23 protein-coding genes are annotated in these 17,947 nt (G+C 44.2%); 6 read left to right on the forward strand and 17 right to left on the reverse strand.

Translation table 11 applies throughout. The features are described 5' to 3' along the window. Positions 1-22: 22 nt before the first annotated feature. The 7 genes from ABWP91_RS05720 to flgB form a co-directional block, all read right to left on the reverse strand. Positions 23-721 carry a flagellar basal body L-ring protein FlgH gene (locus tag ABWP91_RS05720; RefSeq protein WP_425299632.1) on the reverse strand — a complete coding sequence of 233 codons (699 nt, stop codon included), beginning with the start codon at positions 719-721 and terminating at the stop codon, positions 23-25. A 146-nt stretch (positions 722-867) separates the two neighbouring features. Further along, positions 868-1,650: a flagellar basal-body rod protein FlgG gene (gene flgG, locus ABWP91_RS05725; protein WP_219249073.1), complete on the reverse strand. Its 783-nt coding sequence runs from the start codon at positions 1,648-1,650 to the stop codon at positions 868-870. Between the two features lie 18 nt (positions 1,651-1,668). Beyond that, positions 1,669-2,424, reverse strand: coding sequence for a flagellar basal body rod protein FlgF (locus ABWP91_RS05730; protein ID WP_219249075.1), 756 nt, complete (start codon positions 2,422-2,424; stop codon positions 1,669-1,671). 15 nt (positions 2,425-2,439) lie between these two features. After that, positions 2,440-3,660 (reverse strand): flagellar hook protein FlgE, encoded by a 1,221-nt coding sequence (gene flgE, locus ABWP91_RS05735; protein WP_353242439.1) that lies wholly within the window; start codon positions 3,658-3,660, stop codon positions 2,440-2,442. A gap of 29 nt (positions 3,661-3,689) precedes the next feature. Then, a complete protein-coding gene (locus ABWP91_RS05740; protein ID WP_353242440.1) occupies positions 3,690-4,541 on the reverse strand; it encodes a flagellar hook assembly protein FlgD in 852 nt (283 codons plus the stop codon). A gap of 12 nt (positions 4,542-4,553) precedes the next feature. Further along, the gene (gene flgC, locus ABWP91_RS05745; protein WP_047755990.1) at positions 4,554-4,958 is read right to left on the reverse strand and encodes a flagellar basal body rod protein FlgC; all 405 of its coding nucleotides are present in this window, start codon (positions 4,956-4,958) and stop codon (positions 4,554-4,556) included. 5 nt (positions 4,959-4,963) lie between these two features. Beyond that, positions 4,964-5,377: a flagellar basal body rod protein FlgB gene (gene flgB / locus ABWP91_RS05750; protein WP_206083846.1), complete on the reverse strand. Its 414-nt coding sequence runs from the start codon at positions 5,375-5,377 to the stop codon at positions 4,964-4,966. Between the two features lie 275 nt (positions 5,378-5,652). Between flgB and flgA the strand changes: the two genes are divergently transcribed. From flgA to ABWP91_RS05765, 3 genes are all read left to right on the forward strand, one after another. Beyond that, a complete protein-coding gene (gene flgA, locus ABWP91_RS05755) occupies positions 5,653-6,291 on the forward strand; it encodes a flagellar basal body P-ring formation chaperone FlgA (RefSeq protein ID WP_502935791.1) in 639 nt (212 codons plus the stop codon). Positions 6,292-6,534: 243 nt separating this feature from the next. After that, positions 6,535-6,837 carry a flagellar biosynthesis anti-sigma factor FlgM gene (gene flgM, locus ABWP91_RS05760; RefSeq protein ID WP_353242442.1) on the forward strand — a complete coding sequence of 101 codons (303 nt, stop codon included), beginning with the start codon at positions 6,535-6,537 and terminating at the stop codon, positions 6,835-6,837. Positions 6,838-6,846: 9 nt separating this feature from the next. After that, positions 6,847-7,287 carry a flagella synthesis protein FlgN gene (locus ABWP91_RS05765; RefSeq protein ID WP_353242443.1) on the forward strand — a complete coding sequence of 147 codons (441 nt, stop codon included), beginning with the start codon at positions 6,847-6,849 and terminating at the stop codon, positions 7,285-7,287. A 31-nt stretch (positions 7,288-7,318) separates the two neighbouring features. Here ABWP91_RS05765 and ABWP91_RS05770 read toward each other — a convergent pair whose 3' ends face one another. From ABWP91_RS05770 to flhB, 4 genes are all read right to left on the reverse strand, one after another. Continuing rightward, a complete protein-coding gene (locus tag ABWP91_RS05770) occupies positions 7,319-7,639 on the reverse strand; it encodes a helix-turn-helix domain-containing protein (RefSeq protein ID WP_219249089.1) in 321 nt (106 codons plus the stop codon). Continuing rightward, complete coding sequence (locus ABWP91_RS05775) at positions 7,632-8,018, reverse strand: type II toxin-antitoxin system RelE/ParE family toxin (RefSeq protein ID WP_353242444.1); 387 nt, start codon at positions 8,016-8,018, stop codon at positions 7,632-7,634. The genes ABWP91_RS05770 and ABWP91_RS05775 overlap by 8 nt, the downstream gene beginning before the upstream one ends. A gap of 178 nt (positions 8,019-8,196) precedes the next feature. Then, positions 8,197-10,296: a flagellar biosynthesis protein FlhA gene (gene flhA / locus ABWP91_RS05780; RefSeq protein ID WP_353242445.1), complete on the reverse strand. Its 2,100-nt coding sequence runs from the start codon at positions 10,294-10,296 to the stop codon at positions 8,197-8,199. After that, on the reverse strand, positions 10,289-11,440 hold the full coding sequence (flhB, locus tag ABWP91_RS05785; protein WP_353242446.1) for a flagellar biosynthesis protein FlhB: 1,152 nt from the start codon (positions 11,438-11,440) through the stop codon (positions 10,289-10,291). The genes flhA and flhB overlap by 8 nt, the downstream gene beginning before the upstream one ends. Before the next feature lie 263 nt (positions 11,441-11,703). Between flhB and ABWP91_RS05790 the strand changes: the two genes are divergently transcribed. From ABWP91_RS05790 to ABWP91_RS05800, 3 genes are read left to right on the forward strand one after another with little or no spacing between them, the layout of a single operon-like run. Continuing rightward, entirely contained in the window at positions 11,704-11,946 is a 243-nt protein-coding gene (locus ABWP91_RS05790; RefSeq protein WP_353242447.1) for a type II toxin-antitoxin system CcdA family antitoxin, read from the forward strand. Further along, on the forward strand, positions 11,946-12,254 hold the full coding sequence (locus ABWP91_RS05795) for a CcdB family protein (protein ID WP_353242448.1): 309 nt from the start codon (positions 11,946-11,948) through the stop codon (positions 12,252-12,254). Before ABWP91_RS05790 ends, ABWP91_RS05795 begins: the two co-directional genes overlap by 1 nt. 14 nt (positions 12,255-12,268) lie before the next feature. Beyond that, on the forward strand, positions 12,269-12,826 hold the full coding sequence (locus ABWP91_RS05800) for a hypothetical protein (protein ID WP_353242449.1): 558 nt from the start codon (positions 12,269-12,271) through the stop codon (positions 12,824-12,826). Positions 12,827-12,833: 7 nt separating this feature from the next. Here ABWP91_RS05800 and ABWP91_RS05805 read toward each other — a convergent pair whose 3' ends face one another. The 6 genes from ABWP91_RS05805 to ABWP91_RS05830 form a co-directional block, all read right to left on the reverse strand. Beyond that, a complete protein-coding gene (locus ABWP91_RS05805) occupies positions 12,834-13,133 on the reverse strand; it encodes a helix-turn-helix transcriptional regulator (RefSeq protein ID WP_353242450.1) in 300 nt (99 codons plus the stop codon). Between the two features lie 113 nt (positions 13,134-13,246). Further along, positions 13,247-13,885, reverse strand: a complete 639-nt coding sequence (locus ABWP91_RS05810) for a protein phosphatase CheZ (RefSeq protein ID WP_353242451.1) — start codon at positions 13,883-13,885, stop codon at positions 13,247-13,249. Positions 13,886-13,909: 24 nt separating this feature from the next. Continuing rightward, positions 13,910-14,302, reverse strand: a complete 393-nt coding sequence (gene cheY / locus ABWP91_RS05815) for a chemotaxis response regulator CheY (RefSeq protein WP_206083837.1) — start codon at positions 14,300-14,302, stop codon at positions 13,910-13,912. Between the two features lie 39 nt (positions 14,303-14,341). Continuing rightward, positions 14,342-15,409: a protein-glutamate methylesterase/protein-glutamine glutaminase gene (locus ABWP91_RS05820; RefSeq protein WP_353242452.1), complete on the reverse strand. Its 1,068-nt coding sequence runs from the start codon at positions 15,407-15,409 to the stop codon at positions 14,342-14,344. After that, positions 15,409-16,245 (reverse strand): CheR family methyltransferase, encoded by an 837-nt coding sequence (locus tag ABWP91_RS05825; RefSeq protein WP_353242453.1) that lies wholly within the window; start codon positions 16,243-16,245, stop codon positions 15,409-15,411. The genes ABWP91_RS05820 and ABWP91_RS05825 overlap by 1 nt, the downstream gene beginning before the upstream one ends. Before the next feature lie 127 nt (positions 16,246-16,372). Beyond that, positions 16,373-17,941, reverse strand: coding sequence for a methyl-accepting chemotaxis protein (locus ABWP91_RS05830; protein ID WP_353242454.1), 1,569 nt, complete (start codon positions 17,939-17,941; stop codon positions 16,373-16,375). Between the last annotated feature and the right edge of the window lie 6 nt (positions 17,942-17,947).

Raw genomic sequence — 17,947 nt, forward strand, 5'->3', positions numbered from 1 at the left:
GCCGTTACTCGCTAATGTTTAATTAATAAGGCGAAACATTTAAGAAAAAGCGTTGTAGCCAGCCCATATTTTGCGATTCGTTAATATAGCCATCGCCAACATATTCAATGCGAGCATCTGCCACTTGTGTGGAGCTCACATGGTTGTCTGAGCCGATAGTTCGTGGGTTGACGACCCCCGAAAAACGAATAGATTCTGTGCCTTGGTTAATGGCGATGCGTTTTTCACCCACCACATGCAAATTGCCGTTCGCCAGTAATTGGTCGACGGTCACCGTAATGGTTCCCTTAAAGGTGTTATTGGCGTTTGCGCCGCCTTTACCACTAAAGTCACTGTTTCCTTTGATATCCAATTCGGTGTTATTGCCACCAATCCACCCTTGCATAAAGCCGGGTAATATCGCGGCGAGGAAACCGGTTTTACCGCTGCGATTCGCATTGGCAGAGGAATTTTTGCTAGCACTGACGTTTTCTTGCAAATTAATGGTTAAAATATCACCAACATTACGCGGTCGCCTATCTTCAAAAAGGGGTTGATAGCCGTAATAAGCGGGCTGCGCACTTTGGAAGATTGAACCGTTCGGTGACGGTGCTGTCGGGGCAGAAGGAATAGCCGTCGTTTGTGTATCCACTAACGGACGAGATGGAATGTGAGCACAACCGCTGGTGGCTAAAACCAAAACGGCAAGTAACCATACCTGTTTAGGTGCAGTAAAACGCATCTGCAACGCTGTTTTTTGCTGTTGGGAAATAAGGCCGCTTTCAATCATTATGCTACTCTTTTGCTGCTGTGTACGTTGTTTCATCCCAAAGAGATGTCTTTCATAGGGCGCTCACAAAAACCCGATGAGCGCCGATACAAAACCAATTACAGTTGCGTTAAACGCTGAAGCATTTGGTCAGATGCCGAAACAGCCTTACTGTTAATTTCGTAAGCGCGCTGAGTTTGGATCATATTGACCAACTCTTCGGCGACGTTCACGTTGGAAGTTTCTAGCATATTTTGATAAAGCAGACCGGCACCGTTGGTTCCCGGCGCACTTTCATTCGGCGCACCTGAGCTCGCGGTTTCCATATAGAGGTTTTCCCCCATACTTTCCAAACCCGCATCGTTGATGAAGGTGGTCAGTGTAATTTGGCCGATTTGCTGTGGTTGGCTATCGCCATAAACGGTGATAGATACCGTACCATCACGCCCAATCGTCAAGCTGTTTGCGTTATCTGGCAAAGTAATTGCTGGAACGATTTGATAGCCGCTGGAGGTGACTAACTGGCCATCTTGGTTAGGTTGTAATGCGCCATCACGGGTATAAGCATCCGTGCCGTCGGGCATTTGCACATGTAAAAAACCTTGGCCTTTAATCGCAATATCCGTGGTGGTGCCTGTTTTATTCAATGCACCTTGTGCATGAATACGCATCGTAGCGACAGGGCGTGCCCCTGTCCCCAGTTGTAACCCTGATGGCAATGACGTTTGTTCAGAGCTCATCGCACCCGGCTGGCGAATGTTTTGGTACATTAAATCTTCAAAAACCGCACGTTGGCGTTTAAAACCATTGGTGCTAACGTTCGCCAAGTTATTGGAAATAACGTCTAAGTTAGTTTGTTGAGCATCAAGCCCCGTTTTTGCAATCCATAATGAACGGATCATAATTATTCCTTACTGAATTTAGCTGACGGCAAGCAATTGGTTAGCACGCTGGGCATTTTCATCCGCACTGCGAACCACTTTCATTTGCATTTCAAAATGCCTTGCATTGGCTATCATTGATACCATCGCTTCTGCGGCATTAACGTTACTTCCCTCAATCACCCCTGACGTCACAACAGCACGGTCACTCAGCGGCAACACGTTGCCGTTGGTGGCTTGCCCTTGTGGGGATAAATGGAATAACCCATCTTCCCCGCGGATCAAGTCTTGCGGCTGCGCTTCCACCACTTTTAGGCGACCAATCTGCCCCAACATCGTAGGCGGATCTGTCGCCAGCAATGCGGTGATGGTGCCGTCCATACCGATAGTGATTTCTGCGTTCTGAGGGACGTTAATCGGCCCGCCATCCCCTTGAAGACGTCGCTCGCCAATCACTAACTCACCGTCGCCCGAAATCTGGATATTCCCGTTACGGGTATAGGCTTCCGTCCCATCGGCTAATTCAACGGCTAAAAAGTGCTTATCGTTTAGTGCAACATCCGTTGGCTTGCCTGTATAATTCAGCGGCCCTTGGCTCATATCGGCACCGGGCGTTGAAGACACCACCAAAGTTCTGGTTTGTGCGCTATCCCCATTTACGGGCACAGCGCGCATGGCTGAGAGCTGCGCTTTAAACCCTGCGGTAGACACATTGGCAATATTGTTGGAAACCACCGCTTGGTTCTCAAGCGCATGGCGTGCTCCACCCATTGCGGTATAAATGACGTGATCCATGGCCACCCTCTAGGCTTATCGTAAGTTAACCAACGTTTGTAACATTTGGTCTTGCGTTTTGATGGTTTGCGCGTTCGATTGGTAATTACGCTGCATCACAATCATGCTGATCAGCTCTTGGCTCATATCCACGTTTGAAGATTCCAATGCGCCACTGGTTAATTTACCGAATTGCCCGACACCCGGAACGCCATCCATCGGGTTACCCGACGCATTTGAAGAAGCCCAGACGTTGCCCCCTTGTGAAACTAAACCATTTGGGTTAGCAAACGCAGAAAGCGCCACTTGCCCAACCACACGTTTTTGTTGGTTTGAGTAGTTAGCAACGATTAAACCGTTATCTTCAATTTTGAAACTGGTGTATTCACCGGCAGGGAAACCATCAACATCAATGGCACTGACGGAAGACTCGCTCACTTTTTGTTGGCGAGTTTTGCTTAAATCAACGTTTAAAACACCGTTATCGGCACCGTTTAAGCCGTTATAATTGAACGCAAATGTAGCTTTATCCGCATCTTTTAACTTACCGTTACCATCGAATTCTAATTTGCCAAGTTCTTTCGCTGATTTATCGCCAGCATCTTTCGCATACGCCGTCCATTGGTTATCCGCATTTTTAACAAAATACACGGAGATTTCATGGGTGTTACCTTGGCTATCGTATGCCGTCATCGTGGTGCTGAAGTTATAGGTTGATGAATCGTCAGGCTTATCGACATCAAAGGCTTTATCTTTGATTTTGTCTTCTGAGTTCAAGTTAATGGTTAACTTAGCTAATTCCGATTTTTTCGCATCCATCATGTCTGTTGGGATGTTTAGCCCTTCTGGCACACCACCGCTTTGAATGGTGATATTGCCTTTTTCATCGACACTCGCAGGGTAGCCTGTTACCACCATGCCTTGGTTATTGACCAAGTTGCCGCTTTTGTCCCGTAGAAACTGACCATCACGGCTATAATAGGTATCGCCATTTTTGTCTTGAACGCGGAAGAAACCGCTGCCTGAAATCGCCACATCCGTTGGTCTATCTGTACGTGTAATTGGGCCATCTTTAAAGTTTTGTGTCACAGCTGCAACGTTAACACCAAGGCCAACACCAGAACCTGCAAACATATCTGCAAATGAGGTGGTTGCGCCTTTAAAGCCGTTAGTTGCGGAGTTGGCAATGTTATTACCAATTGAATCGAGCCCCGCGGATGCTGCATTTAAGCCACTGACTGCTTGTGAAAAAGACATATTTTCTCCATGAGTATTGGGGGTAAAAATTAAGAAGAAGGGTAAACTTTGAAGATGCTGCTAAGGGGCACACTTTGCCCGATGCCAACATCTAATAATGGCGCGTCAGAACCCGGTGTCACACCGTTGACGCGGGTATAGCCCAGTTTCGTGACTTCAACTTCAGCCCCGTTTCTGATAGCTCTCACATCAAAGTAATATTTCCCTTTCGTATCGGTGACTAAGTTGCCGTTGTTGTCCAAACCATCCCACGCCATGTCATAAATGTCGGGTTTGACTTCAGAGTCATAGGTGATGGTTCGCACAACCATTTTGTTTTTATCGCGAATGGTAATTTCAACGCTATCGGCCAATTTCGGTAAAAAGAACCCAAATGGCGATGAAATAAATTCAGATTTCGGCTCTTCACCGCCCTCTTCTGAGGTATTTTGATTACTCAACGCCGTAGTCGATGGGCTGTTTGGGCTAATCCCTTCATCGGGTAACGGGTTTGATGGTTTCGTTACTGTGCTATTTTCACCCGAACTCTCTTTTTTGAGCGGGGCTAAAATAATTTCATTACGAGGGATAAGTACGCCTTTGCCCACCAGCGCGGTCGCTTGTAGTGATTGCCCTGAGCCGATTTGTTGGGAAATACCACTCACATTATCACTGAGTTTGTTCATACTTTCCAGCGTGGCAATTTGGGCCAATTGGCTGGTTAAGTCGGTATTTTCCATCGGCTTAGTTGGGTCTTGGTTTTGCATTTGCGTCACAATCATTTTTAAGAAAGTGTCACGCATGTCGTCACTTTGACTTTTCTTTGGCACGTTACTCGCCGCAGGCTCTGGTCCCGCGGTGGTGTTATCCAATGAATCGTACATCGTGGCTGCAATCCCCATTTCGTACCTCCGTTACTGGCCGATAGTCAGTGTTTTTTGCAGCAAGGTTTTTGCTGTATTCATCACTTCTAAGTTGGCTTGGTAGCTACGAGAAGCCGAAATGGTGTTAATCATTTCGCCCACCATGTCCACGTTAGGCATTTGCACATAACCCTTTTCATCCGCTAAAGGATGACCAGGCTTGTATTCCATACGCGGTGGTGCGGGGTCTTCAATTAGTTCACTGACTTTTACGCCACCGACTTCATGGCGGCCTTGCGGTGCCATTTGGAAAACCACTTGTTTGGCACGATACGGCTGGCCATCAGGTCCCGCGATGCTTTCTGCGTTAGCCATGTTGCTCGCACTGACGTTTAAACGCTGAGACTGAGCGGTTAATGCAGACGCTGAAATGTCAAAAATACTCAGTAAGGCCATAATAATTACCCTTGCTGTAGAACAGCCAACATGCTTTTAACGCGGCTATTAATGAATGTAAGATCAGCCTGATATTTCAGGGTGTTATCGGCGAATTGACTGCGTTCAATATCCATATCGACGGTATTACCATCCATTGAAGTTTGGTAAGGGACGCGGTATTTCAAATCCATATTTGGTGCTTTGATGCCGCGACCTTCAATATGGCCTTTGGCGGTTACCGCCAGTGCCACACCCTTGCCATTCACCGCGCCTTTATCCATCGCTTGTTGGAGCTGACGATTAAAATCAATATCCCGCGCCTGATAACCCGGTGTGTCCGCATTAGCAATATTGGAAGCCAGAACAGTTTGCCTAGCTTCACGTATTGACAACGCCTGCTGCTGGAAGGCAAACGTGGCATTTAATTTATCAATCATGATGATCCTTAATGGATGTATAGCGATGTTGACTACGAACGCTCGTTATATTCGCCCCCTCAATTAGGAAAACCCATCAAGAGAGTACGAAAGTTAAAATTCGACGTGCATATCTTAGCGGTCTACTAAAAAATCTAATGGCGGGATAAAGGCAAAATAATTGACCTATTTGGCTCATTCATTATGAAAGAGGTGGGTAAACTGCAAGCGTGAAAAAGTATGTTGATAAAGGAGACAGCAACCTGATGGCTAATCTTAAAAAATTAACCTATTGTATGATAATCAGTGGGTTAAGCTTAACATCCGCGTTATCCCACGCGTCTCTACCACAAGATATCAACAACTATTTTCGCCAAGTACATGGCAAAAACAACCACGTTTCAATTGAGATAAAAACGCCGATTGAAAAATGGCCAAACTGTGATAAGCCGCAGATTAGTCCGCCCATAGGTGGACGCAATATGGGAAATGTGTCCGTGCCAGTCCAGTGCGGAAAGAAAAAACAATTTCTGCAACTCACGGTCAATGTCACGGGGCAATATTATGTCGCAACCCGTAATTTAAACCGTGGAGAAACCATTGAATTTGTTGATATTGGCACAAAAAAAGGCCTACTCCATAAATTACCTGCGGGCGCCAGTACGGACAAAATGACGCTCCGGGGTGCAATTGTACTGCGCACAATTACGGCAGGACAGACATTCACCAAATCAATGGTTAGACAACCGTGGGCCATCAAAGCAGGTCAAACCGTATTTGTTTTTGCCAATGGGGATAATTTTTCGGTGAAATATGAGGGACGCGCGATTAATAACGCCACCATGGGGCAAAATATTCGTGTAAGATTACTCAATGGTCAAGTGGTCAATGGGTTAGCACAAGAGAATGGCAGTGTTAATATCGCGTTAAAATAAATGCCATCAATACCGAAGCCATTTGAAATATGACGAGTCTGTATTTGATGTTAACTCACTCAAAATGAGCCTTTATTGCATCAAGGCAACAAGTGACTAGTGCGAATGAGCGTAAGTTAACGCAGAGGCGGCTTGAAATATGACGAGTAAAGGCAATATTTTGTAACACTATAAAGACTAAAGATCCCACAAAATACGCCGATAACTCTCATATGATAAAAATCGGGAATAGGAAAACACATTATGGCTATTGAGCAAACCCCTGCAATTTCTTCGCTGACTCAGGTAACAACCCGTGATCCTCAAGATGCGGCTGCCCCGATGCGCGATAAAAAAGTTGCTGCCGATGTCACCATTAAAGAAAGTACTTTTGCGCCGAGTGAGCTACAGAAAAAATTATTGCAGCCACAAGCCTCTGATATCGATACCGCAAAAGTCGAAAGAATTAAGCAAGCTATCAAAGATGGCACCCTTACCATGGACACGGGGAAAATTGCTGATGGCATTTTACGTGATGCCCATGAATGCATGTTATCAATGAAATAAATAACCGCTATGATTGATGAATTACTGATCTTACTCGAACAGCAGCTTTCTCATTTGCAATCACTGCAAATTGTGATGAAAAATGAAGAAATTTTGTTAGGTTATCACCGTGTGCCGCCGTCCCCTTTTCAAGAAGCGACAGAGCAGAAACGCTTTCTGGTTGCCGCTATCGGCCATGGTGAAACCCATCGCTTACAGCTTGAAGCAAAAGGCGAAGTGACTGCTCCCTATGAAGGGAATGCAGCCTTAGCAGGTTTATGGGAAGCGATTAAAGTGTTAACCACTGACTTAAAAGAGCTGAATTATCGTAATCATCAAATGCTGCAATTACACATTGAGCTCAATACTCAGCGCCTTAATTTTGTCAAAAAACACAATAATCAATCAACCTATGGCGCCGATGGCTTAGAATCAAAACGCCCTGTTTTAGGTAAGAAAATTTCGATTTAATTTGCAGAATAGTTTATTTAAAAAATATTAATTAAATAATAAACATTCTCTCATCTATCATTGTGAGAAGCCTCAATGCCGCGCCATTAGGCTTAATCTCTCCTCTTTCCCACTTAGATACACTTTCTTTTGTCATATTTAAGATCAGCGCAAGGGAAGATTGTGAGATATTATTTTGCTCACGGATACGCTTAATATCTTCCCCTGTCATTGGTTTAGGGTGGGCAAATTTAGCTTTGAGTTCTTTCGCTTTTATTCGTGCTTCAATACGCCGAGCAGCACTATCATCGGTAACACCAACCGCTTCCATGTCTTCTGCAAATTGCAGCAATTCATTCATTTTATTATTCATAATTAACCTCCACTAACAGGTTAGCGTTTAGCATTTTCATTATTTTTTCATCATCTAATTGCAAAAGTACCTTCGCGATATCTTTATAAGATTCGAGGGTATCGTCCTCAATTTCTTTGGTTCCTTTTGCATTTAAACGCGATTTCAGCCAAGCGTCAGCAAAAAATAAGTGCCGCCCCTGCTTATAAAAAATAAGCGTTCTAACGCCTCCGCTTTTACCTTTTCCTTGTAGTGGCAAACGCTTTTTAATAACGCCACTACCAAGATGGGCTTCATATTGGCCTGCAAACACATCCATAGCCGCATTTATTAATTCAAAATCACTAATATTTATCTTTTTGATGCTGTTATTAAACATCTTCGTTTTATAGATAGCCATCCATAGCCCCATAATTTTTACTATAGTAAAAATTACCATAGTTTGAATAAAAGTAAATCCGAATTCAGGTTAAACTCTCGGTATGAGGTATACAAAAAAAGGAGCGGCTTGATAAGAATCGACCCGCTCCTTTTATCTCAACATCTTCGTGATTAGCCTTGGAGAATAAAGCCCCTTATCAACTACCACTAATCATTGATGTCATCCTAATTTTACGATGATCTGTCATTTCTAAATTCGACATCACCACCAATTGTGGCAGGCTGCGGCGCAAGAAGCGCGACAGAATTAACCGTAGCGCATGGTTCACGAGCAACACATTCGGAGCCCCCATCGCCTCTTGGTGAGAAACTGCTTGCTCTGCTTGCGTTTGGATAAACTGCGCAAGGTTTGGCTCTAATCCACCACCATTTTTCGCGGCTTGCAGAAGAATTTGTTCCAGCCCTGCATCTAGCCCAATCACTTGAATTTCTTCTGCATTACCAAACCACTGCTGAGTAATTGCACGGCCGAGTGCAATGCGGACTTGCGACGTGAGGTAATCCGTGTCTTTTTGCTCACCATTTTCCCCAGCCATTTCCGCTAATGTTTCAATAATGGTGCGCATATCGCGGATCACCACATCTTCCATTAATAAATTTTGTAAAACGCGGTGCAAGATCGTTAATGAAATCGTATCTGGGATAAGGTCATCCGCCAGTTTGGGCATCTCTTTTTTCACACGGTCATATAGCATTTGTGCTTCTTGACGACCAAATAATGTGCTCGAGTTTTGCAGTAAAATTTGGTTAAAGTGCGTCGCCACCGCCGTGCTTGCCGAAACCACGGTATACCCTTGAATTTGCGCTTCTTCACGTAAATCATCATCAATCCAAACCGCAGGTAAACCAAAGGCTGGCTCTCTAGTTGCATCACCTTGCAACGTACCTGCTGCATTACCTGGGTCAATGGCTAAACTGCGTCCAGGTTGTGCTTCACCACGCCCAACTTCTGCACCTTTAATTAAAATACGGTACTCACAGGGGGAAAGCGCTAAGTTGTCACAAATATGAACGACTGGCGGTAAATACCCCACTTCTTGGGCGAATTTTTTGCGCAAGCCACGTAAGCGACCGAGTAATTCGCCCTGTTGGTCGTTATCCACAAGTGGGATTAGTCGATACCCCACTTCCATTGCCAATAAATCTTCTAACTGGACATCATCCCACGTAGCTTCCACCACTTTATTGGCTTCTTGGAAATGCAGAGCTTGGCTATTATCCCCTTTCGCACTTTCTGGTTGTTGGGATTTACGCACTAAATACCATCCTAGCCCCGCCAGTGCCGCAGTGAATAACAGGAAAACAAAATTTGGCATGCCTGGGATTAGGCCAATTAAACCAAGAACTGCCGCACTGAGCCATAGCACTCGAGGATTATTGAATAGCTGGCTCACCATCTGTTCGCCAACGTCTTCATCTGTCGCAACACGAGTCACGATAACCCCTGCGGCGGTAGAAATAATCAATGCAGGAATTTGCGCGACAAGGCCATCACCAATAGTCAGCAAGGTATAGGCGCTAGTCGCATCCCCCAACGACATATTGTGTTGACCCACACCGACGATTAACCCACCCACCACGTTGATCACCATAATCATGATCCCCGCGATAGCATCCCCACGCACGAATTTACTCGCACCATCCATCGAGCCGTAAAAGTCCGCTTCTTGAGTGACTTCTGCACGGCGTTTTTTGGCTTCATCATCGCTGATGATCCCTGCGTTAAGGTCCGCATCGATAGCCATTTGCTTACCAGGCATACCATCCAACACAAAGCGAGCGCCCACTTCGGCGATACGCCCCGCCCCCTTGGTGATAACCATAAAGTTAATCAAGACAAGGATGATAAAGACGACGATACCAATAGCGAAGTTACCGCCTACCAAAAAGTGACCGAATGCCTCAACCACGCGCCCTGCGGCGTCAGGTCCGGTGTGCCCATCTAACAAAATAATTCGTGTCGATGCGATATTTAATGATAATCGCAATAGCGTAGCGAATAGCAAAATCGTTGGAAACGCAGCAAAATCGAGTGTCCGCTTGGTGAACATCGCCACCAATAACACCATGATAGAAAGCGCAATATTAAAGGTAAACAGTAAATCCAATAAAAATGCCGGTAATGGCAATACCATCATCGACAAAATCAATAAGATAAGAACCGGACCCGCGAGTATTTGCCACTGCGTTCCTTGTAAGTTTTTCGGCAATTTTAAAAGTGCAGCCAAATTAGCCATCGCGATTGTTATCTCCAGCAAAGTCCAGCGTCGGTGGCACTGGTAAATTTTTCGGTTTTTTCGGTCTGAGCCCACCTTCACGACGCCAACGGCGCAGTTGGTAAACCCATGCTAAAACTTCCGCAACCGCCGCATATAGTGCGACAGGGATGCTTTGCCCTATCTCTGCGTGGCGGTATAACGCCCTTGCAAGCGGCGGTGCTTCTAATTGTAATATTCGGTGTTCCTCGCCAATTTCCTTAATACGCTGCGCAATGACACCCGCGCCTTTCGCCAACACCTTTGGTGCCCCCATGCGCTTATCATCATATTTCAGCGCCACCGCATAGTGCGTTGGGTTGGTCACTATTACATCCGCAAGTGGCACATCCGACATCATGCGATTTCGCGCTATCGCCCGCTGTTGTTGGCGAATTTTAGCTTTAATGTGTGGGTCACCCTCTTGCTGCTTAAACTCATCTTTTATTTCTTGGCGGCTCATGCGCAATTTCTTCAAATGAGAACGAAATTGGTAAAACACATCAAACGCCACCATTGGGATCAGCAAAAACACAATCAAATACCCCGCAAAAATCACTTTTTGCAGAGCATTACTGAGTGCGGTCACAGGTGATTCCATCACTAAATGCAGTAAGGAAGGCCAGCTTTGCCATAAAAAAATAAATGCGCCTAATCCAACAAACAGTGATTTCAAAATTGCCTTAAACAATTCTGATAACGCATTCATTGAAAAAATACGTTTTAGTCCCTTTATTGGGTTGAGCTTTTTTAAATCGAACTTAATCAATTTACTGTTAAACACTAACCCGCCCACTAACGATGAAGCAGAAATCCCCACCAGTGCTAAACCGCCAATAACAGGTAATAATGCAAATAACGCTTCACTAACTACTCGCCCTAAGTAACTGATCATTAAGCCTGTATTTTGTAAATAATGACCGTCAAAAATAAAACCTTGGCGAGCAATTTGGCGAAGTTGTGTCGCAAGGTGCCCACCACTTAACCAGAGCAAGCTAATACCCGCCAACATCATCATTAGCGAGCTAAGTTCCTTTGAACGAACGATTTGCCCATCATCTTTGGCTTTTTGCTTTTTATGGGGGGTGGGCTCTTCTGTTTTTTCTACATCACTCTCGTCGGACACAGTGGTTCCAATATTTAGCGAAAATACGAGTTATCGCTATAGCATGACAGAGTGTAAAAAAATCAATGGTGGAAAATAGACGCAGTTCGAGGGGGTTATTTGCCTATTGCACAAGAAGACAGCAACTTTGCGAAGCGCTTCGCAAATAAAAAATGCACAATCCTATTTTTCTCGCACAGAGAAAAAGTGGCGATAAAACATCCATATTCACACGAAACTGTGATAGCTTACACGGGTGAATACACGTGTATAAGGAATTTATCATGAGCAATCTGACAACACATAGGATTAAAAAAACAGTGAGTGTAACCGTGACACCCGAGCTATATAAGCAAGCCAAACAAGCGAAATTAAATTTATCGGCCATCTTATGTAAGGCATTAGCCGAAGAATTAAAAAAAGTGGAGGCCATAAAGTGGAAAGAAAAAAATATCTCGGGTTTCAATGAACTCAATAGGATCAGTGAAGAGCACGGGCTGCTCTCAGACAAATACAAGGAATTTTAATGCAATACCATCTCTATCAAAATAGAGGCAATGCCATTCGTGCTCCCTACTTAGTTGATATTCAAAGTGATATTATCGATATCCTGAATACTCGATTGGTCATCCCTTTATATGATAGCAATTTATTGCATCAGCCAGTACCTGATAAACTCACTCCATGTCTTTCGATTCTTGGCCATGACTATATTTTAATGACACACTTAATGTCTGCTGTGCCGAAATCACTGTTGGGTAAAGAAATCAAAAATTTAAGTGATGAACGAGAACGTATCAAAAAAGCCATTGACCTACTCATTGATGGGTTCTAATTAATAAGGTTCTTATGGATACTTGCCACCTTGTCGCCCCCGATATCACACTTGAAGATGCACCAAAAGAAGCCGCTCGTATGCTCAATTGGTTGCAAACACAAGGCATCATCGACCCTAGCTTTCAAGCGATTGAATATGATGAAGTGATTTACCGCCCTATGCCTGCTTATAAAGAGCCGGTTTTGTATGTTATTGATGGTGAAATTGTTCCCACCCAACTACCTGAAAATCAGTTAAAAAATAGTCTATCCATAGTGACAGAACGTACTGTTTTTCATGCAGGCGGCAATGGGATTGGCATTTGCTGCCCACAATGTGGCGTTGAGCAAACTGAACACAGTCACGCGTGGAGTGACGCCATTTCCGATTGGTATGAAGGCAAAAACGAAAGCTTAGCCTGCTTTCAGTGTGACTTTCACTCACCACTGTCTGGTTGGCAATTTAACCCTCAATGGGCCTTTGGTAACTTAGGTTTTAGCTTTCATAATTGGGATATCCACGATGATTTTATTGCCCAATTTGAACACGTACTAGACCATAAAATTATTGCTGTCTACCAACATGATTAGCAAAAAATTATTTAACCGTTGGGTTTAACGTAATTTTCATGCCTACGGCTTGTGCATATTTGAGTAACGTACCGAGTTTTGGGTCAAACTGCCCTTTTTCTAAACGGGATATATTTTGCTTTTGCGTCTGCATTTTTTCGGCAATTTCCACTTGTGTATAGTTATTCGCAAGGCGCGCCATACGCAACTGGCTAATTAATGCTTTACGCAGTTCTAATTCAAGGCAGTCTGTTTCTTGGTCAAGCTCTTCTTGCCTTTCCCCTTTTTCATCATTTATCAAAGTAGAAATCAAATCATTATTTATCATGTGAATACACCCAGTCACAGTAAGCTAATTAATTGAAATAGATAACCTGAAGCTACGTTAATCATCATCAACTCGCGTAGCTCCATGAAAAACGGTCAAATTATTACAAAAACCTAAAAGCCAAGTTCGTCAAGCAGGTCATCAACTTGCGATTGAGATGCCATCACATTGACGCCTTCTTTATTAATTTGCGGGCCATTGAGTAAACCTTCGTTTTGTGTTTTTGCACGCATTTCAGGTGGCGTATTTTCCATTAACAATGCGAGCAGTTGTTTCTCCGCTTCTTCAACCACTTCCATCATTTTTTTGATGACTTGCCCAGTTAAATCCTGAAAATCTTGTGCCATCATGATTTCCAACAGTTCCGCTTTGGTGGTTTCACTGTCTTGGATCACTTGCCCTAAAAAAGCTTCTGTTGACTCTCGTAATTGAGCAGGGACCCCATCACTTGCTGTTTCTTGCCACTGTTGTTGCAGAGCCTGCGCATTTTTATTCATATCCACTTGCAATGGCTTGATGACATCAATGCCGTTTAAGGTTTTTTCTGCCGCCTGTGCCGTCATTTGTGCGATATAACGCAGTCTATCTTTCCCATCTGGAATGCTAGCAACAGCCTGTTGAACGCTTTTTTCAAGGCCCAACTCACGCATACTTTCACGCAGGGTTCTCATCAGCGTACCAATGCGTGTAATGACTTGTTTTAAATCATCATTACCACTGCGAATACCTTCCATACCTACTTGCTCAGTCATGAAAATCTCCTTTGGCACGCACTGTTATTGCAGACCCATTTTTTCAAATACTTTATTCAGTTTTTCTTCTAAGATGGCAGCCGTGAACGGTTTAACCACATAACCACTCGCCCCTGCTTGTGCAGCGGCGATGATATTTTCTTTTTTTGCTTCCGCCGTCACCATCAAAACAGGGATATGCTTTAGTGCATCATCGCCACGAATGGTTTTAAGCAGCTCTAAACCATCCATATTTGGCATATTCCAGTCTGCAACCACAAAATCGATGTTGCCTGCGCGGATTTTTTCTAACGCATCAACGCCATCTTCTGCTTCTTCTATTTTGCTAAACCCGAGCTCTTTTAATAAGTTACGGACGATGCGACGCATGGTAGAAAAATCATCAACAACCAGAAAACTAAGATCTTTAGCGGCCATAACCACTCCTTCAAATACAATTGTGAATTTCCGCCGCTGTTACACAGTGACAGAAGAAAGTCTTGCTAAAACACTTGGGGCAATTTTTCGAATATCTTGCACTTCGTCCACCGCATCCATTTCAATTGCGGCTCGTGGCATACCAAACACCACACAACTGCTTTCGTTCTGCGCGTAGGTAATTGCCCCTTGTTTACGTAAATTTAGTAACCCTTTGGCACCATCCATTCCCATACCGGTCAGTAGAACACCAATACATTTGCGCCCGACACATTGGGCAACTGAATCAAATAACACATCCACGGATGGGCGATGCCGATTGACGGGCTCACTCTGCTGCAAAATCACTTGGAAGCCTTTGCCTTTATCGGCAATCAACATATGTGAATCACCAGGAGCAATATAGGCATGGCCTTTTTGCAACAACTCATTGTTTTCAGCTTCTTTTACCGTTAACACACACAGTTTATTAAGTCTGTCAGCAAATGAGCGTGTAAACCCCGCAGGCATATGCTGCGTGATCACCACTGGCGGGCATTCACGCGGTAGCATTTCTAAAAATTGGCGAATCGCTTCTGTTCCGCCAGTGGATGCGCCAACAGCAATCACCCGGCTATTACACACATATGGCGACAGCGCTTTAGCTTGCGAAACTGGCTCAGTCACTTTTTTCTCTGGCTTCGCAAAGCGACTGCGCTGGGTAATTTTTGACATTGCCGCCGCACGGATTTTTTCACCGATAATATCGCGGTAGCTCATCATGGTTTCGCGGATACCAATTTGCGGTTTAGTGACAAAGTCCACAGCGCCAAGCTCCAACGCTTTAAGCGTCACTTCGGAACCTTTTGAGGTCAGCGTCGACACCATCACCACAGGCATTGGGTGCAAACGCATTAGTTTTTCTAAAAAATCAATACCATCCATACGTGGCATTTCAACATCTAACGTGATCACATCGGGTTCTAACTGTTTAATTAAATCACGCGCAACGTAAGGATCGGGGGCAGTATCCACTACCTCCATGTCGTCATGGCTATTAATGATTTCACGCATTAATTGACGCATCAGTGCTGAGTCATCCACACATAGCACTTTAATTTTTTTCATTACCCCCTCCTTCCAGCTTGTACGCTGTAGACGGTTTGTCCTTTGATCACAAAGCTTTGTGTTAATTGTGATAGATTTTCTGAATGCCCAATAAATAACAAGCCATCTGGCTTAAGCAGTGGCGCAAAACGCTCAAGCATTTTTATTTGCATATCTTTATCAAAGTAAATCATTACGTTACGGCAAAAAATTGCATCAAAGCGATGTTGGAGTTGCCAGTCTGGGTCACTCAGATTTAAGTAACGAAATTCTATCATCTGCCTTAGTGCAGGTTTGACCCGTGCATAGCCTTCAAATTCACCCACTCCTTTCATAAAGTAACGTTGGCGCTGAAGTGCACTCAGTGACTTTAGCTCTTCAATGCGATAGACACCTTGTTTAGCTTTTTCAAGCACTTCGGTATCAATATCACTGGCTATCACTTTGGCATTAACCGCATTTGGCCCCAGTACGTCACTTAATGTCATCGCGATGGAATAAGGTTCCTCACCCGTTGACGAGGCGGCACACCAAATCGTGATTGGGTTATTTTTACGTGCACGAATAAAATCCGTTAGCGTGACAAAATGGTGTGGCTCACGAAAGAATGCAGTTAAGTTTGTGGTTAATGCATTAACGAAAGCTTGCCATTCCGCATTATGAGGCTCGCGCTCAAGCATGCGTAAATAATCAGAGAAATTGTCGAGATTACAGTCACGTAACCGCTTTAACAGCCGGTTGTAGACCATATTTTTTTTATTCATGGTTAGGACTATGCCTGATTTTTTATGAATAAATCGACAAACCCGACCAAACTCATCATCAGTCAGTGGTTCTATCTGTGGTACAAAAAGCATCGTACTTGTCGTCCTATTCAATAAAAATCCAGAAGCAGCCACCTAATGCGCTGCCTTTAATGGCAAGGGAAATGCCAAAAAAATGCATTTCCCTCTGCCGAAAACTCATTGTGAGTTTTCTCAACACTTAATATCGACTGCGGTTTGCTACACTTTCAGGGAGTTCAAAGAACGCCACGGTATCGACTAAGTTATTGGCTTGGTCTTCAAGTGCCGCTGTCGCGCTGGTGGATTGCTCAACCAAGGCGGCGTTTTGCTGTGTCACTAAATCCATTTGGCTTACTGCGGTAGCAACTTGCTCAATTCCGCGACTTTGCTCATTCGAAGCAGAGGCAATGTTCCCCATTAATTCCGTTACTTGGTTCACTGCAGCCACGAGTTCATTCATGGTTGCACCCGCTTCATTCACCAGCTGAGAACCTTGGCTTACGCGGCCCACAGACTCATCAATTAACGTTTTAATTTCTTTTGCTGCTTCAGCACTGCGTTGTGCTAATGCCCTAACTTCCCCTGCCACCACAGAGAATCCACGGCCTTGTTCACCCGCACGCGCCGCTTCAACCGCAGCATTTAGGGCTAAGATATTGGTTTGGAAAGCAATGCCATCAATCACACTAATAATTGCGCTAATTTTTTGCGAACTATTGGAAATGGATGTCATGGTATCGATAACATCTTCGGTAATTTCACCGCCTTTCGTTGCCGTTTTTGATGCGCTAACCGCAAGCTCACTGGCTTGTCGTGCGTTATCCGCATTCTGTTTAACGGTCGCAGTGAGCTCTTCCATACTCGCTGCGGTTTCTTCAAGAGATGCCGCTTGCTGTTCAGTACGGGAAGATAAGTTATTATTACCTAACGCAATTTCACGGATGCCGGTATACATTTGGTCGGTATTCGTACGCAATGCCGTGACAGAAGTGACTAACGATTCTTGCATTTGTTTGAGCTTGCCAAACACCTCGCCAATTTCATCGCGCGTAGTTACTTCAATGTGTTCATTCAGCTTGCCATCTGCGACTAAAGCAAAGTGCTCTCCCATACTTTTCAGTGGGTTAATCACTTTACGTTTCATCCAATAGTGGGCAAAAGCGATCACTAAAATAATAATCACGATCACGGAACAGAATGAGCTCCACGCAAAGGTGTTATACATGCGTGCAGCAGAAAGAGATTCGTCGTTTTCAACATTCAGCAATGCAAGATATTCATCAATCACTTGCGCGAGCTGATCTTGGTTTTCTTGAGCAGGAAGCTCAATATACGCCGCAACATCTTTGTTATCTAAGTGTGTTTTTAATGCTTTGAGCGTCACGACAAAGGCTTGGTATTTCGCATCAAGGGCGGCGAGATTTTCTTTCTCACTCAAAATCGGTTGGTTCTTAAAGGTGGTGTAATCTTTCTGTGCTTCTTCTAATAATTTATCGAAAGTCACTTGAGTTTCTTCGATGAGTTGGTCATGCCCACCCACTTTATTTAATAATGCAATTTGCGTTAAGCTATTACGCGCTTGCATTAAATGCTTATTAGTTTCCTCAAGCATAGCTCGCTTATCAGAACCCAAATCAATACGTTCTAATGCATTTAATTCACTAACAACAATCCCAACAGAAACCCCGCTCGACACAATCTGCATTCCACAAAATAAAAACAAAAGCAGATATAAACTCACCGAAATTCGGATATTTTTACCAAACATAGATAA

The organism is Providencia sp., assembly GCF_040396775.1.
Lineage (GTDB): Bacteria > Pseudomonadota > Gammaproteobacteria > Enterobacterales > Enterobacteriaceae > Providencia.